Genomic DNA, 13,634 nt, shown 5'->3' on the forward strand with positions numbered 1-13,634 from the left:
TCCATGAGAGAAATGCGGGCGGCGCTCAACCCCCTACCTTGGGCGTCAGCAAAATCGTTCCGTCGCCTTGCGGTTGCGCCTGCAAGGGCAGCAACGCGCTCAAGGCAAGCGCCATCGACGCACTGTCGCCGACGCGCAGTGTTCCACTGATTGGCGTCGATGCGAGCCGCGCATCGCCGAGCCGCAGCGGGGGGTTCGCGTAGCGATTCATTTCGGCGAGCGCCTCGGCGAGCGGCGTCGAGCGGAAGATCAGGCGACCACGCGTCCAGCTCGATGCGATGTCCGGATCGACATGACGGCGATTGCGGATCGAGCGTTCGTCGTAGACGAGCTGATCGCCCGGCGCGAGACGCAAAGCCTCGTCGCCTTCGTGCTCGACCGCGACGCTGCCCTGCAGCAGGGTCACGGTCACGGCCTCGCTCTCGCGACGCACCTGGAAGCGCGTGCCGAGCGCCCGCACGGCGCGGGCGCCGGCCTCGACGACGAATGGACGGCGCGCATCGTGCGCAACCTCGAACAAGGCCTCGCCCCGGCTCAACCGCAGATGACGCTCGCGTGCGCCGAGCCTGACTTCGACCGCGGAGCCCGCGTTGAGCGTGAGCTTGGAGCCGTCGGCGAGCACGACGCTGCGCAGCTGCCCGCCTTCGCTCTCGAACCATTCGCCCGCCGGCTCGGGCCCGGACCGCGGCCCTCGCGTCGAACCCAGCCCGATGCCGACTCCGATCGCGACGAGCATCGTCGCCGCGAGCGCGATACCGGCGCGCCATCCCGAACGCCGGGCCAGCCGCGGGCGTTTGCGCGCATCGGCGGCGAGCGCCTGCGCAGACCAGCGCCGCAATTCCTCTTCGGCGGACAGCTTGCCGAGCTCGCTCCAGAGCCGTTCGACCTCGGCGTAGGCCCGCGCATGCGCGGGGTGCTCGCGCCAGCGTTCGAACGCGGCGCGCTCCGCAAAGCCCGTCCCGGCGCGCAGCCGTGCGAACCAGCGCTCCGCCTCCTGCGCCGCGCGGTCCCCATCCCGATCCTGCCGTGTCGTCGACTCCATGTTCATGTCAATGCGAAAACCGGCTCCCCACCTACCTCTCGCCGAGCTTTTCGCGGCAAGCCGCGAGCGCCCTGGAAATGTGCTTCTCGACCATCTTCACCGAAACACCGCAGTGCGCGGCGATCTGCGGATAGCTCATCTCATGGAAGCGGCTCAGCACGAACACCTGGCGGCATCGCTCGGGCAGCTCGCGTATCGCGCTCATGAGCAGCTGCAGGTTCTGCTGATCGACGAGCTTCTGTTCCTGCGAGGCCTCGTCCGACATCAGCGGCAAATCCTCGATCGGCAGATGCTCGGATTGATGCCGGCTGCCGGCCTCGCGCTGGCGCATGCCGACGAGGTTGATGGCGATGCGGTAGAGCAGCGCCTTGAGCGCCTGCGGGTCTTGCTGATCGGCATAGCGCAGCAGGCGCAGATAGGCCTCCTGCGCGATCTCGGCGGCGTCCTCCTCGTTGCCGACGCGACGCCGCAGGAAGCGCAGCAGGCCGCGACGGTGCTCGTTGAACACCGCCGAGAACCGGGCCTCGGTCACAGCATCCGCGACCGGCACGCGCAGTCTTGCGTCGATGACCGACGGCTCAGCGCCACATCGGCCGCAACGCAGACGCGAAACGACCCGAGCTTCTCCCGACTGAAGCGGCTGAACACATGGTCTTCCTCCATCGCACACGGCATCGCCGCGATCGTCGAGGCCGTTGCAAACGGACGGCCTTCTATTGGGATACCATTTTGCGCGAACACTCCGACACGCGCCAGCGGCCGCGACCCAGTCCAGGAAACCTGCATGCAACCCCACCCCATCGGCACCACGCTGAGCGTCGAAGCGCTCGACGCCATCATCGCGACGAGCCCGTTCAACGTCTGGCTCGGCCAGCAGGTCCAGTCGATCGGCGACGACGGCATCGTCGTGCGCGTGCGCTGGCGCGAGGAGTTTGTCGGCGCAGCAGCGACCGGACACGCGCACGGCGGCATCTTCGCCGCGCTCGTGAACTCCTGCGGCTGCTATGCCGTGGCGGCCAAGCTCGGTCGCACGGTGCCGACCGTCGATCTGCGCTGCGATTTCCATCGGCCCGGCAAGCCCGGCGATCTGCTCGTCGCCGCGCACGTGGTCAAGCTCGGGCGCACGCTCGCCAACGTCGACGTGATGATCCGCGACGAACGAGGCCAGCATCTGGCGAGCGGGCGCGCGGTTTATCTGACGCAGCCATGAGCGGCGGCGGCGATACGCCTCCCCGCCTCGATTGCGCTGCGCTCAATGCGCACATCGCACAGAGCCCGGGCAATCGTTGGCTCGGACTGCAGGCGCTTTCGATCACCTCGAACACGCTGATGTTGCGCCTGCCGTGGCGGGCCGAGCTCGGCACCGAGCGCGGGCGCGACGGAATCGATGCCGGAGCGCTCGCCTTCGCGATGAACGCAGCGCTCGGCTATCTGCTGCTGGGCCTCGACGGCGTCGGCGGTGCCATCGCCGATCTGCGTTTCGATCCACTCGAACCCGCACCGGTCGACGACGTGCTGCTGATCTCGCGATTGCGCAAGCTCGGTGGACGGCTGTCGTCCGTCAGCGTCGAAGCACTCGATCGCCAGGGCCGCAAGCTCGCGCTCGCAAGCGGCAGCTATTTCATGGCCGCGCCTGCTCGCTGAGCGCCCCGAAATCAACGGTAGTACCGCGTCTCCAGATGCACGCGACGGCGCGCGCGCTGCTCGCGGCGCTGCGCTTCACCAATCTGCGGAACGAAGGCCGGCAGGTGCTCGCGCAGTTCCGCGAGCTTGACGAGCCGCCCCGTCGGCGACGGAACCTTGTCGGCCCAGATCCAGCGATACCACAGGTAGCCGCGACGCTGGCCGTCGGTATCGAGCCAGTTCGGCACGCCCGGATCGCGCTGCGCGATCACGATGCGCAGTACGCCGTCTGGGTCGATCCGCGCCTGCATTCGATTGATGCTGGTGGTGCGATGAAACGCATCGGTCGATTCGTTCCACAGGTTGTAGAGCTGGAAGCTCCAATAGGGAGCAGGCTCGTCGGGCATCTCGATCAGCAATGCCTCGTCTTCGGCGACGTCGAAGAAGGTCACGCCGTAGTGCACGTACTCCGAGCCCGGCACGCGCTTCTGCGGCACCGGCAGCTCGTTGTAGCGGCTCGCGGCGAGTTCGTTGGCGAGTCGCTTGAGATAGTAGGCGGCGAGCGTCTTCGCCCAATGCACCGCGTCGGCGAGCGCCTTGGCGCAGCGCTCGGGCGTCAGCGGCGCCGGCGTCAGGCCCTCGTTGCCGAGCTTGACGATGTGGAAATCGGCCGGCAGGTGCCGATCCCAATCGCTCAGGTACTGGCGCACGCTGAACTTCGAATCGGCCGGCGTCAGCCGCATCCAGTTGCCTTTCCAGTCGGCCGGACGTTCGGCGCTCAGCAGCAGTTCGAAGTGCCCGTCTTCTCCAATGACCAGGTCGCGCGAACTCGTTTCTCCCGTGGTCTTGAAGCCCGGAAAGATCGGAAACACGCCCTCGTTGGTATTGAGGATGAAGCCGTCGATCGTGCTCACGTTGGCCCAGACGCGATAGTCGCTGCGGCCGTCGATCGTCGCGGTCAGGTAGATGTTGTCGACGTTCGGCGCGCCCCAGGGCGCCAGCGGGTCGAGCCCCCGGTGAAAGGCCGGAAACTCCGGATCGGCGAAGCCGAACTCTTCCTGGATCGCAAACGCGATGAGCCGCGCGAGATAGCGATGGCCTTCGGCAAGATCGCGCGGATCGTTCGCGAACGGCGCTGCCGAGACGATGGAAGCGCCGCTCGCGATGTCGTCCGCGAACGACTGCCAGGCCGCTGCCAAGGTCTGGCGCGCAAGCGGCCCGGACGAACTGTCGTTGCCCATGAGGTCATTCGCTCCAGCGCGGCATGCGCTTTTCGAGAAAGGCGGCCGGCCCTTCGCGGTTGTCGGGCGAGGCGTTGACGCGCGACACCGCGGCGTCGGTCAGGGCTCTGGCCTCTTCTTCACTGATTTCGGCGGCGATGCGGGCGATGGCGAGCGATTCGCGCACCGCGACCGGCGAGTTGCGCGCAATGCGCCCGGCCAGCGCATAGGCTTCTTCGATCACCTGCTCGTCGGCCACCAGGCGATTGACGAGTCCGACCTCGTAGCAGCGCCTGGCGGCGATCAGATCGGCCGTCGCCAGCCATTCGATCGCGATCGCCCGCGGCACGCGCTTGGGCAGGCGATAGACGCCGCAGGCGCCGGCGATGGTGCCGCGGCTCGTCTCGGGCAAGCCCAGGCGCGCGGTTTCACCGGCGACGATCAGATCGCAGGACAGCGCGAGTTCGAGCCCGCCGCCCGCGGCGACTCCGCGGATCGCCGCGATCCACGGCTTGCGGCGCGGAAACGACGAAAGCCCCAGATAGCCGCCGCGCGGTCGCAGCAATTCGTCGCTGCGGCCGGCGGAGAGCGTCGCCAGATCCGCGCCGGCCGAGAACGCCAGCCCGCCGGCGCCGGTGAGCACGACGGCGCGAATGTCGGTATCGGATTCGACCACTTCGGCCGCCGCTTCGAGTGCCTCGGCCATCGCCGGATCGATCGCATTGCGCGCGGCCGGACGGTCGATGACGATGCAGGCCAGGTGCGGCCGCTCGCGCAGGATGGCCACGCTTCCCGATGTCGATGACGACATGCGATCTCCTCTGTCGATCTGATCCGCACGATGCCCTGCGGCCCGATTGCGGCTAAATAGTGCACCATTATAAGCTGCACGTCGCGTCGTGCACCCGTGCGCCCTGGAAGAGAACAAAATGAACCGACTTCAGAACAAAATCTGCATCGTCACGGGCGGCGCCCTCGGCATCGGCCGCGCGAGCGCCAAGCTCATGGCGGCCGAAGGCGCGCGCGTGGTCGTCGCGGACCTCGATCTCGCGGCCGCGCAGGCCGTCGTCGACGCGATCGAGCAGGCCGGCGGCGAAGCGCTGGCCGTGCAGCTCGATGCGACGAGCGAAGCCTCGATCGAAACCATGGTCAAGCTCGCGCACCAGACCTATGGGCGCATCGACGTGCTCTACAACAACGTCGGCTTCACCGATTCGGCGCGCGACACCACGGTGACCGAAATGGACTGGAGCTACTGGGACCGCGCGGTGCGGCTCAACCTGATGAGCGCGGTGTATCCGACACGCTGCGTGCTGCCGATCATGATCGAAGGCGGCGGCGGCTCGATCATCAACACCACCTCGATGGCGGCCGTGCAAGGCATGGACAAGCCGACTGCCTATGCGGCGACCAAGGGTGGCGTGCAGGCCTTCTCGCGCAGCGTGGCCGTGCAGTACGGCAAGCAGGGCGTGCGCTGCAACACCATCGCGCCGGGCCTGATCATGACCACGCGCGCTCCGAACTGGCCCAAGCCGGTGCTCGAGACTTTCAAGAAGCACACGCTGGTTCCGCGCCTCGGCCTGCCCGAGGACATCGGCAACCTCGCGGTATTCCTGGCCTCGGACGAATCGGGCTACATCACCGGGCAGATGTTCCAGGTCGACGGTGGCGTCGGCATCCAGAACCCGACCACGTCGGACATGCGCGAACTCGCCGGCGGCTGACGCCCCAGGCGCCCGGGCGCGCGCCGGCTCAGGCGGATTCGGGCGTTTTTTCGAGCGAGTGCAGCCAGTTCTCGCGCTCGGTATTGCCGTACCAGGCGTCGACGAGCTTCATGTGCCGGGCCATCAGCCGGCGCGACAGCGGCGCGTCGCCCTTGCCGATCGCGGCCGCGACTTCGGCATGGCTGCCCGACAGCACCTGCCAGGTTTCCGCGGGCGGGATATCGGTCGGATAGTAGGCCGCGATGTCCGACATGATGCGCGTGAACAGGGCCAGCACGCGGTTGCCCGACAGATCGCTGATCTCCAGGTGCAGGCGGCCGTGCACGGCCGGAATCTGCTCGTGCGTCGCTGCCTTTTGCGCCGCGATCACGGCTTCGAGCCGCTGCTTGCCCGCGGCGGTGATGCGCTGGGCCGCGAGTTGCGCCGAAGCCAGCTGCAGCGAACGCCACATTTCGTAGAAGTGACGCGGCTTGAGCCGCGCGTACTGAAAGTAGATCGTCGCGAGCTCGGCGGTATAGCTCGGATCAGGCACACCGATCACCATGCCGCCGCTGTAGCCGCGGCGCAGCTGCACGATGCAATGCAGCTCGAGCGTACGCAACGCCTCGCGAAACACCGCGCGACTGACGCCGTAGCGCTCGCGCAGCTCGGGTTCGGATCCGAGCCGGCTGCCCGGCGCCGCATCGCTCGCCGCGATGTCGCGCGCGATGCGCAGCGAAACCCGGTGTCCGAGCTTGTAGAGCCCGCTGGTGCCCGAAGGATCGGCCTCGGCGCTCAGATCCACCGCGCTCGCCTGCTCGAACGTCAGGCCCTGTTCGCGCAACTCGGCTTCGACGAGCTTGCGGCTGCGCTTGATGGTGCTACGTACTTCGAGCCGCCCGGCGACGACGTCGCCGGCCAGCAGCGCGTCGACGAGCAGGCGCTTTTCCTTGCGCGACGCGCGCGCGAGTTCGGGCAGGCGCGGGTCGTCGGCCGAGACCGTGAGCATGTCGCTGGTCACGCGATAGAGCGATTCGATCAGCAGCGCGAGCGCCGGGTTGCGCGGCAGCGCCGCGATCGCCGAGCGCAGCTCGAAGTGATGCTTGACCTCCTGCGCCAGATCGTCCGCCGGCCCCGCCATGAGCTGGTCGTAGAGCGCGCGCATGCGCGCCAGGTCGGCATCGGTGGCGCGCTCGCAGGCGAGTTCCACCATCAGGCCTTCGAGCAGCTCGCGCGCCTCGAACAGCTCGGACAGCTTGACCGCCGCGAGCTCCAGATAGCTCGCAAGCGCGAGCACCGCCGATCCACGCGCCGGCTGCTGCACCACGAGCCCGCCGCCGATGCCGCGGCGCATGCGCGCCACGCCGTGACGTTCGACCTGGCGCACCGCCTCGCGCAAGGTCGAGCGGCTGACCTTGTAGCGCTTCATGAGCTCGCCCTGGTTGCCGAGCACCTCGCCGACCGGCCAGCCGGCCTCGGCGATGTCGCGCTTGATCGCGAACGCCACCTTTTCGCCGAGCTTGCGCTCGCGCGCATCGGCATCCGACTTGTCGCTGCTGCGCGGCTTGCGGCTGGCATTGTCCTTGAGCCGGCGCGTCGATACGGCGCGTGCATCGGTACGCGCATCGGCGCGCGCGTCCGCGGGTTCTTTTCGCGTGGTCTTGGCGGGCATAGATGTGTGGAAACGTCCCCTGGCTCTTATCGGCCGAAATCCAGCTCGGCTCTTCCGGACGGCCAGTTTAGGCCGGTTTCACAGACGGCTGTAAATGGTGTCCTATTCGTGGCATGCTAACCGCGTCACCAGCGGCCCCGTCCATGAACCGGGCCCACACCATTCGCGAGGAGAAGCCCGGCGGTTCGGGCGATCGGGAAATCGTCTTCATGTCCAGCAACACCGCTTTCGAAGCCGCGTCCGCAAGCGAGCCGCGCTTTTTCGACGCTGTCGAAACCCTGCCGCGCGAGGAGCTGCAGGCGCTGCAGCAGCGCCGCCTGCTCGCGATGGTCGAGCATGCCTATCGGCACTCGCCGCTCGTGCGGTGCAACTGGGAAGCGGCCGGCGTCACGCCGGCGCAGATTCGCTCGATCGCCGATTTCAAGCGGCTCGCTCCGTTCATGGACAAGGACCAGTCGCGCGCCTGGCGCGACGAGCACGACGATCCGTTCGGCGGCCTGCTCTGCTGCGATCCGCGCGAGCTGAGCTTCATCGCCTCGAGCTCCGGAACCACCGGCGATCCGACCGTGTTCGGCTGGCGCTGGAACGCCGACGGCCTGGCGCCCGACGGTTGCGGATTCGATCCCGACGGGCCTTCGGCGTTCTGGAGCAACACGCATCGCGATCTCTGGCTCATGGGCGCGCGGCCGGGCGATTCCGTCGTGATGCTCAACATGCGCATACGCGGGCCGGTCTATCGCTGCCTCGACCGGCTCGGCATCACGCCGATCCTGATCAGCTACAAGCCCGACGACGTCTATGCCTTCGTCGAGCTGTCGCGCCGCTATCGTCCGGTCGCGCTGTTCACCGCGAGCAATCCGTTCGTGAACTCGCTCGAGAATGCGCAACGCGAGCTCGGCATCGACATGGCCGAAGTGCTGTCGAGCTACAAGGCGGTGATGTTCGCGGGCGAGCCGATGGGCCCGCGCGTGCGCCGCGTGCTCGAAAGCTGGAACCTGCAAGGCCGCATCTACAACCAGACCGCGTTCGGCGACATCGCGGTCGCGCACGAATGCCCGCTGCACGACGGCGTGCACGCGCACGAGGACATCGCGCTCGTCGAACTCGTCGATCCCGAAACCGGCAAGACCATCGAAGGCGACGGCGTCGGCGAGCTCTGCGTGACTTCGCTCGTCAATGGCGTCGACCCGCTGATCCGCTATCGCTCGGGTGACATGGTGCGCCTGACGACCGAGCCCTGCGCCTGCGGCCGCAGCGGCGCGCGCTTCTGGACATTGGGCCGCACCGGCGACGAAGTCGTCGTCGAAGGCCACACCATTCTGCCGATGGACGTCTGGGGCGCCGTCGAGGACGTCGAGGAATGTTCGGCCGGCTTGTTCCAGGTGATTCGTCCCGCGCGCGATCTGCCGGCGCTCAGGCTGCGCGTCGGCTATGGCGGCAACCCCGATCTCGATCTGGTTCGCCGCAAGCTCGAAGCCTCGGTGAAGGCGGCGGTCGGCGTGACGCCCGAGCTCGAATTGCTGCCCTATGCGGAGCTCGGCAAATACGGCCCGCGCAACAAGATGCCGCGCACCGCCAAGCAGTGAGATCGACGATGACCGCTTCCAGCAACCCAGGCTCCTTGCACAGCCGCTTCCTCTCCCGTCCCGACGATGCACCGTGGATGGTCGGTCTTGCGACCAGCGCCGCAGGCTCGCTGCCGTATCCGCTCAGCGAGCGCGATATCGAGGCCGATACCGCTCATGCGCTGCGCGTGTTCGCCGAACTGGGCCTGGCGCGTGCCGAACTCGTGCACATGATCGGCGACGGCGCCGAAGAGATCGTCTGGTGGCCGTTCGAGAACGCGGCGATGCGAATGGGCATTCCGTGGATCCAGGCCGAAGGCGGCCCTCACGATACCGCTCGCAGCGACATGGTGCTGCGTCGCTTTCGTCCGCATGCGGTGCTCGGCATGAGCCTGCCGGTACTCGATGCGCTCGGCGAACTCGGCCGCGACCTGCACGGCATGCTCGGCAATCTGCGGGCACTCACGGCGACGCCGCAGGCCGCGATCAAGCTGCGCTCGCTCGGCATCGCCTGCCGCGTGCAGGCCCTGCTCGGACCGATCTTCCTGTTCGAAGCCGCCGACGGCAGCGGTCTGCGCTACGACGAAAGCGAATGGCTCGTCGAAAGCCTGGACGGCGAGCTCGTGCTGACCGCGGTCAGCGCCCGCATGTCTCCGTTCTCGCGCTTGCGCACGGGACAGCGCGGCCGCGTCGGCCGCATCGAGCGTGACGGCAGGCGCGAAGCGCGCGTGCTCTTCGACTAGCCGCAACCGTCCGCGCGCCATGACGCCGCCGCCGGAGCAACCCGTGATCGCAGAGACACCGGCGCCGGCGGCCGATGCGCTGCGCTCATTCGCGCCCTCAAAGGCCGAGGGCTTGCCGCGGCGCGATGCGATCGCGCTGACGCTGATCATGCTCACGCACGGCGTCGGGCAGACGCTGATCTTCGCGATCCTGCCTGCGGTCGCGCGCGATCTCGGCATCGCCGATCAGGCCGTGAGCCTGATCTATGTGCTGCCCGCGATCGCCTGGTCGTTCATGACGACCTGGTGGGGGCGCCACTCCGATCGCCGCGGGCGGCGCATCGTGATCCTGACCGGCATCGTCGGCTTCATGCTGTCGCAATTGATGTTCGCGGGCGCCGCCTTGCTCGGCTACGCCGGCTGGATCGGAGCCGGCACGCTGTGGGCGCTGATCCTGCTCTCGCGGCTGGTCTACAGCGGCCTGTCGAGCGGATCGCTGCCCGCCTCGCAGGCCTATATCGTCAGCCGCGTTTCGCCTGCCGAGCGCGCGACCGCGCTCGGTCGGCTCACGGCTTCGTGGAATCTCGGCAATCTGCTCGGCCCGGCCGTGATCGGCCTGCTGACCGCGCTCGGCGTGCTGACGCCGCTGTTCGCGACCGCCGCGCTCGCGCTCGTGATCTGGGCCTGGGTTCGCGGTTGCCTGCGCAGCGAAGGGCCGGTCGCAGGCGCGACGCCAGCGGGCCGCCTGAGTCCGCTCGACGCACGGCTGCGCAGCTCCATGCTCATCGCCTTGTGCGGCAGCTTCGCGCAGGCCTCGCTGCTGCAGACGCTGGGGTTCTACCTGATGGATCATCTCGGCGTCGCGACCGCCGAGGTTCCGCGCGCCGTCGGCTTCGCGCTGATGTTCTCGGCGATTTCGACGCTGCTCGCGCAGACGGTATTCGTCCAGAGCCTGCGCCCCATGCCGCGCACGCTCGAAATCCTCGGTGCCGGCATCAACGCGGTCGCCTTCCTGGGCCTGATTCTCGCCGATCGCCTGTTCGTCATCTGGATCGCGACCGCGCTCTGCGGCTTCGGCTATGGATTGCTGCGGCTCGGCAACGTCGCCGGAGCTTCGCACGCGGTGCGCGGCGACGAACAAGGTGCCGTCGCCGGGCTCAACAGCGCGATGTGGTCGGCCGGCTACATCATCGCGCCGCTCGCAGCGATGAGCCTGCATCAGATCGATCCACGCCTGCCCTACATCGCCGCAATGCTCGGCACCGCGCTCGCGCTGACCGCGGCCAAAGGGCGCAAGGAAGCCCTGGAGCAGGCGTAAAACGACAAGACCAACAGAATTCCGGAGGAGTCATCATGCTGAAGAACATTCCGATCCCGCCGCCCGAAAAGCTCACGGCCCGCGGGCGTGATTTCGCGTATCCGTCCAGCCAGTCGGGCGATCCGAACGCGCTACGCGAGGCCGAGCAGCGCTACACGCTCGATCCGCAGCAGCTCATGACGCTCGCCCGCGCGGAAACCGGCCTCGACGACTTCGGCCCCGGGCCGTTCGCCGAACCGCTGCGCGTGCTGTGCGCCTCGCTGCGCGACGAAGTCGACCTCAATGCCGCCGGCCGCGAGAACGCGCATCGCCGCCTGATGAACCTGCTCGTCACGCGCCTGCGCCTGCAGGACTTGTGGACGCGCCATCCGCGGATACTCGATCAGCCCGTGAGCGCGCCGATCTTCATCGTCGGCCTCCCACGTTCGGGCACCACCTACCTGCAGCGCCTGATGGCACGCGATTCGACCTTGCGCTGGTCGCCGTTCTGGGAGCTCATGTTCCCGCTGCCGTTCGGCCAGGCCGATGCGCCGGTGGCCCAGCCCGACCCGCGCATCGCGGCGGCCCAGGCCGCGCTCGACCGGCTGTTCCAGGTCGCGCCCGAAATGATGAAGATGCACGAGATCGAGGCCGAGGAACCCGAAGAGGAGATCGCCCTGCTGTCGCTGGGCTTCTGCTCGATGGCCTTCGAGTGGTCGTTCGCGGTGCCGTCGTACGTCGACTACTACAAGCGCGCCGATCACACGCAGGGCTACGCCTACTTCAAGCGCGTGCTGCAGACGCTGCAGTGGCTGCGCGGTGGCGGCCAGTGGCTGCTCAAGGCGCCGATGCACATGGAGAATCTCGACGAGATCATGACGGTGTTCCCCGATGCGGTGATCGTGCAGACGCATCGCGATCCGGTCACCGCGACGGTCTCGCTGAGCAGCCTGACCTGCACGGGCATTCGCAATTACTTCGATCATCCGAACCCGCTGGTCGTCGGCGATTACATCTCGTCCGCGGTCGAGCGCCTGCTCAACGGCATCAACGCGTATCGCCAGGCCCATCCGCAGCAACCGATCGTCGACATCCAGTTCCGCGAACTGATGGCCGACCCGCTGACGATGGTGCGACGCATCTACGCGGTCTGCGGCAAGACGCTCGCGGCCGAAGACGAGGCCCGCATTCGCGAGTATCTGGACGCGCATCCGCGCCACAAGAACGGCGGCCACGATTATTCTGCCGACGATTTCGGCATCGACCTCGACGAGCGCTACCGCGCGCTGTCGTTCTACATGCAGCGTTACCAGGTGCCGGCCGAACGTCGCAACTGAAGACGCGAGCCCATGAATCGCAGACGGCGCGGGTTGCTGATGGCGCTCGCCGCCCTGCCCGCGATGCGCGTGCAAGCGCAGCAGGAGATCACGATGGCTTCAACGCAGAAGATCACGCTCGACGGCGACGCGCTGCAGGCGCTCGCGGCCGAGGCCTACCTGTACGCCTATCCGCTGCTGATGGCCTACGGCTTCATGGTGCAGCAGCTCGAACTCGCGCCCGAGGCCGAGCGCCAGCCGGTCAACCGCTTCAAGCATTTCCGCAGCGTCGCCACGCCCACGTTCAACAACTACATTCCGTGGGTCGGAACCGACACCGTGTATTCGTCGAGCTGGCTCGACCTGCGCGCCGAGCCGCTGGTGTTCGAGAGCCCCGGGTTCGAGCCGCATCGCTTCCAGAACATCCAGATGGAAGATCTGTACACGCACAACGTGCTGAACCGCGGAACGCGCACGCACGGCAATGCGGCGCGCCGCTATCTGTTCGCGGGCCCGGGCTGGAGCGGCGAGACGCCGGCCGGCGTCGACGAAGTGCTGGTCTTCGAAACCTGGCTGCTGAAGTTCTTCATGCGCATCGCCATCGAAGGTCCGGACGATTTCGAAGCCCTGCACAAGCTGCAGGACCGGTATTCGCTGCAACCGCTGTCGAGCTACCTCGAGCAAGCAGCGCCGAAGCCGGCGCCGAAGATCGACTGGCTGCAGCCTGATGCGCCGCGCTGGTTCGAATGCGCCAGGCCCGAGTTCGTTCGCTATCTGAACTTCGTGCTGGGCCTGTGCACGATTCACCCGAGCGAGCGGGCACTCATGCAGCGCTACGCCGCGATCGGTATCGCGCCCGGCGCGGATTTCGATGCGAGTGCACTGAGCGCATCGCAGCGCGCCGCGATGCAGGCCGGCATCGATGCTTCGCGAGCGCGCGTGCATGCGCGCGTCGCGCATCTCGACGATCCCACCAATGGCTGGGTCTATCCGCTCGACCTGCGCGGCCCGCGCAGCCTCGTCGCCGGCAGCGACGACGCCTTCCTGCGCCGCGCCACGCTCGCGAACTATGCGATCTGGGGGCCGGAATCCGCCGAAGTGGTCTACATGAGCGCCGCACTCGACGCCGACGGCCACACGCTCGACGGCAACAACCGCTACGTGCTGCATTTCGATCGCCCGCCGCCCGTCAAGGGCTTCTGGTCGTACACGATCTACGACGCCAGGACGCGCCTGCTCGTCGATCACCCGAGCGGACGCTACAAGCTCAGCGACCGCATGCCGATGCGCTACGGCCCCGACGGCTCGCTGACGCTCTACGTGCAGAACGAGTCACCCGGCAGCGCCCATGAAACCAACTGGCTGCCGGTGCCGAAGCAGCCGTTTCATGTCGTCGCGCGGCTTTACTGGCCGCAGGCGGAATTGCTCGATGGTCGCTACAAGCCGCCGGGCCTGCGCAAGCTCTGAAGCCGCG

Annotated in this window: 13 protein-coding genes; 8 read left to right on the top strand and 5 right to left on the bottom strand. The window is 67.7% G+C overall.

Translation table 11 applies throughout. From position 1 onward, the window contains the following. Positions 1-25 precede the first annotated feature (25 nt). Positions 26-1,042, bottom strand: a complete 1,017-nt coding sequence (locus tag WQQ_RS04380; protein WP_040453013.1) for a FecR family protein — start codon at positions 1,040-1,042, stop codon at positions 26-28. Between the two features lie 31 nt (positions 1,043-1,073). Beyond that, on the bottom strand, positions 1,074-1,592 hold the full coding sequence (locus tag WQQ_RS24200; RefSeq protein ID WP_050997565.1) for an RNA polymerase sigma factor: 519 nt from the start codon (positions 1,590-1,592) through the stop codon (positions 1,074-1,076). Between the two features lie 234 nt (positions 1,593-1,826). Here WQQ_RS24200 and WQQ_RS24205 point away from each other — a divergent pair, with 234 nt between their 5' ends. Further along, positions 1,827-2,252 carry a PaaI family thioesterase gene (locus WQQ_RS24205; protein ID WP_007183862.1) on the top strand — a complete coding sequence of 142 codons (426 nt, stop codon included), beginning with the start codon at positions 1,827-1,829 and terminating at the stop codon, positions 2,250-2,252. Then, positions 2,249-2,686 (top strand): PaaI family thioesterase, encoded by a 438-nt coding sequence (locus WQQ_RS04400; protein WP_007183863.1) that lies wholly within the window; start codon positions 2,249-2,251, stop codon positions 2,684-2,686. The genes WQQ_RS24205 and WQQ_RS04400 overlap by 4 nt, the downstream gene beginning before the upstream one ends. A gap of 11 nt (positions 2,687-2,697) precedes the next feature. Here WQQ_RS04400 and WQQ_RS04405 read toward each other — a convergent pair whose 3' ends face one another. Both WQQ_RS04405 and WQQ_RS04410 read right to left on the bottom strand, forming a co-directional pair. Next, on the bottom strand, positions 2,698-3,906 hold the full coding sequence (locus WQQ_RS04405; protein WP_007183864.1) for a DUF1214 domain-containing protein: 1,209 nt from the start codon (positions 3,904-3,906) through the stop codon (positions 2,698-2,700). Between the two features lie 4 nt (positions 3,907-3,910). Continuing rightward, positions 3,911-4,696, bottom strand: coding sequence for an enoyl-CoA hydratase-related protein (locus tag WQQ_RS04410; RefSeq protein ID WP_007183865.1), 786 nt, complete (start codon positions 4,694-4,696; stop codon positions 3,911-3,913). 118 nt (positions 4,697-4,814) lie between these two features. Between WQQ_RS04410 and WQQ_RS04415 the strand changes: the two genes are divergently transcribed. Continuing rightward, complete coding sequence (locus WQQ_RS04415) at positions 4,815-5,609, top strand: SDR family NAD(P)-dependent oxidoreductase (RefSeq protein WP_007183866.1); 795 nt, start codon at positions 4,815-4,817, stop codon at positions 5,607-5,609. Positions 5,610-5,637: 28 nt separating this feature from the next. On the opposite strand, the gene WQQ_RS04420 is transcribed toward WQQ_RS04415, so the two are convergent. After that, positions 5,638-7,260, bottom strand: a complete 1,623-nt coding sequence (locus tag WQQ_RS04420; RefSeq protein ID WP_007183867.1) for a FadR/GntR family transcriptional regulator — start codon at positions 7,258-7,260, stop codon at positions 5,638-5,640. A gap of 143 nt (positions 7,261-7,403) precedes the next feature. Here WQQ_RS04420 and WQQ_RS04425 point away from each other — a divergent pair, with 143 nt between their 5' ends. The 5 genes from WQQ_RS04425 to WQQ_RS04445 are packed head-to-tail and all read left to right on the top strand — an operon-like array spanning position 7,404 to position 13,627. Next, positions 7,404-8,846 carry a phenylacetate--CoA ligase family protein gene (locus tag WQQ_RS04425; RefSeq protein ID WP_007183869.1) on the top strand — a complete coding sequence of 481 codons (1,443 nt, stop codon included), beginning with the start codon at positions 7,404-7,406 and terminating at the stop codon, positions 8,844-8,846. An 8-nt stretch (positions 8,847-8,854) separates the two neighbouring features. After that, positions 8,855-9,568 (top strand): hypothetical protein, encoded by a 714-nt coding sequence (locus tag WQQ_RS04430; protein ID WP_157534500.1) that lies wholly within the window; start codon positions 8,855-8,857, stop codon positions 9,566-9,568. Between the two features lie 43 nt (positions 9,569-9,611). Beyond that, entirely contained in the window at positions 9,612-10,865 is a 1,254-nt protein-coding gene (locus WQQ_RS04435) for an MFS transporter (protein WP_007183871.1), read from the top strand. A gap of 35 nt (positions 10,866-10,900) precedes the next feature. Further along, on the top strand, positions 10,901-12,181 hold the full coding sequence (locus tag WQQ_RS04440; protein ID WP_007183872.1) for a sulfotransferase family protein: 1,281 nt from the start codon (positions 10,901-10,903) through the stop codon (positions 12,179-12,181). Between the two features lie 12 nt (positions 12,182-12,193). Further along, entirely contained in the window at positions 12,194-13,627 is a 1,434-nt protein-coding gene (locus tag WQQ_RS04445) for a DUF1254 domain-containing protein (protein WP_007183873.1), read from the top strand. Positions 13,628-13,634 lie beyond the last annotated feature (7 nt).

The sequence above is a fragment of the Hydrocarboniphaga effusa AP103 genome, from assembly GCF_000271305.1.
GTDB classification, from domain to species: Bacteria; Pseudomonadota; Gammaproteobacteria; order Nevskiales; family Nevskiaceae; genus Hydrocarboniphaga; species Hydrocarboniphaga effusa.

Coding starts and splice junctions, on each gene's coding strand:
- WQQ_RS04440 (WP_007183872.1), top strand. CDS start 10,901: ATGCTGAAGAACATTCCGATCCCGCCGCCCGAAAAGCTCACGGCCCGC.
- WQQ_RS04415 (WP_007183866.1), top strand. CDS start 4,815: ATGAACCGACTTCAGAACAAAATCTGCATCGTCACGGGCGGCGCCCTC.
- WQQ_RS24205 (WP_007183862.1), top strand. CDS start 1,827: ATGCAACCCCACCCCATCGGCACCACGCTGAGCGTCGAAGCGCTCGAC.
- WQQ_RS04425 (WP_007183869.1), top strand. CDS start 7,404: ATGAACCGGGCCCACACCATTCGCGAGGAGAAGCCCGGCGGTTCGGGC.
- WQQ_RS04430 (WP_157534500.1), top strand. CDS start 8,855: ATGACCGCTTCCAGCAACCCAGGCTCCTTGCACAGCCGCTTCCTCTCC.
- WQQ_RS04380 (WP_040453013.1), bottom strand. CDS start 1,042: ATGGAGTCGACGACACGGCAGGATCGGGATGGGGACCGCGCGGCGCAG.
- WQQ_RS04405 (WP_007183864.1), bottom strand. CDS start 3,906: ATGGGCAACGACAGTTCGTCCGGGCCGCTTGCGCGCCAGACCTTGGCA.
- WQQ_RS04445 (WP_007183873.1), top strand. CDS start 12,194: ATGAATCGCAGACGGCGCGGGTTGCTGATGGCGCTCGCCGCCCTGCCC.
- WQQ_RS04420 (WP_007183867.1), bottom strand. CDS start 7,260: ATGCCCGCCAAGACCACGCGAAAAGAACCCGCGGACGCGCGCGCCGAT.
- WQQ_RS04400 (WP_007183863.1), top strand. CDS start 2,249: ATGAGCGGCGGCGGCGATACGCCTCCCCGCCTCGATTGCGCTGCGCTC.
- WQQ_RS04410 (WP_007183865.1), bottom strand. CDS start 4,696: ATGTCGTCATCGACATCGGGAAGCGTGGCCATCCTGCGCGAGCGGCCG.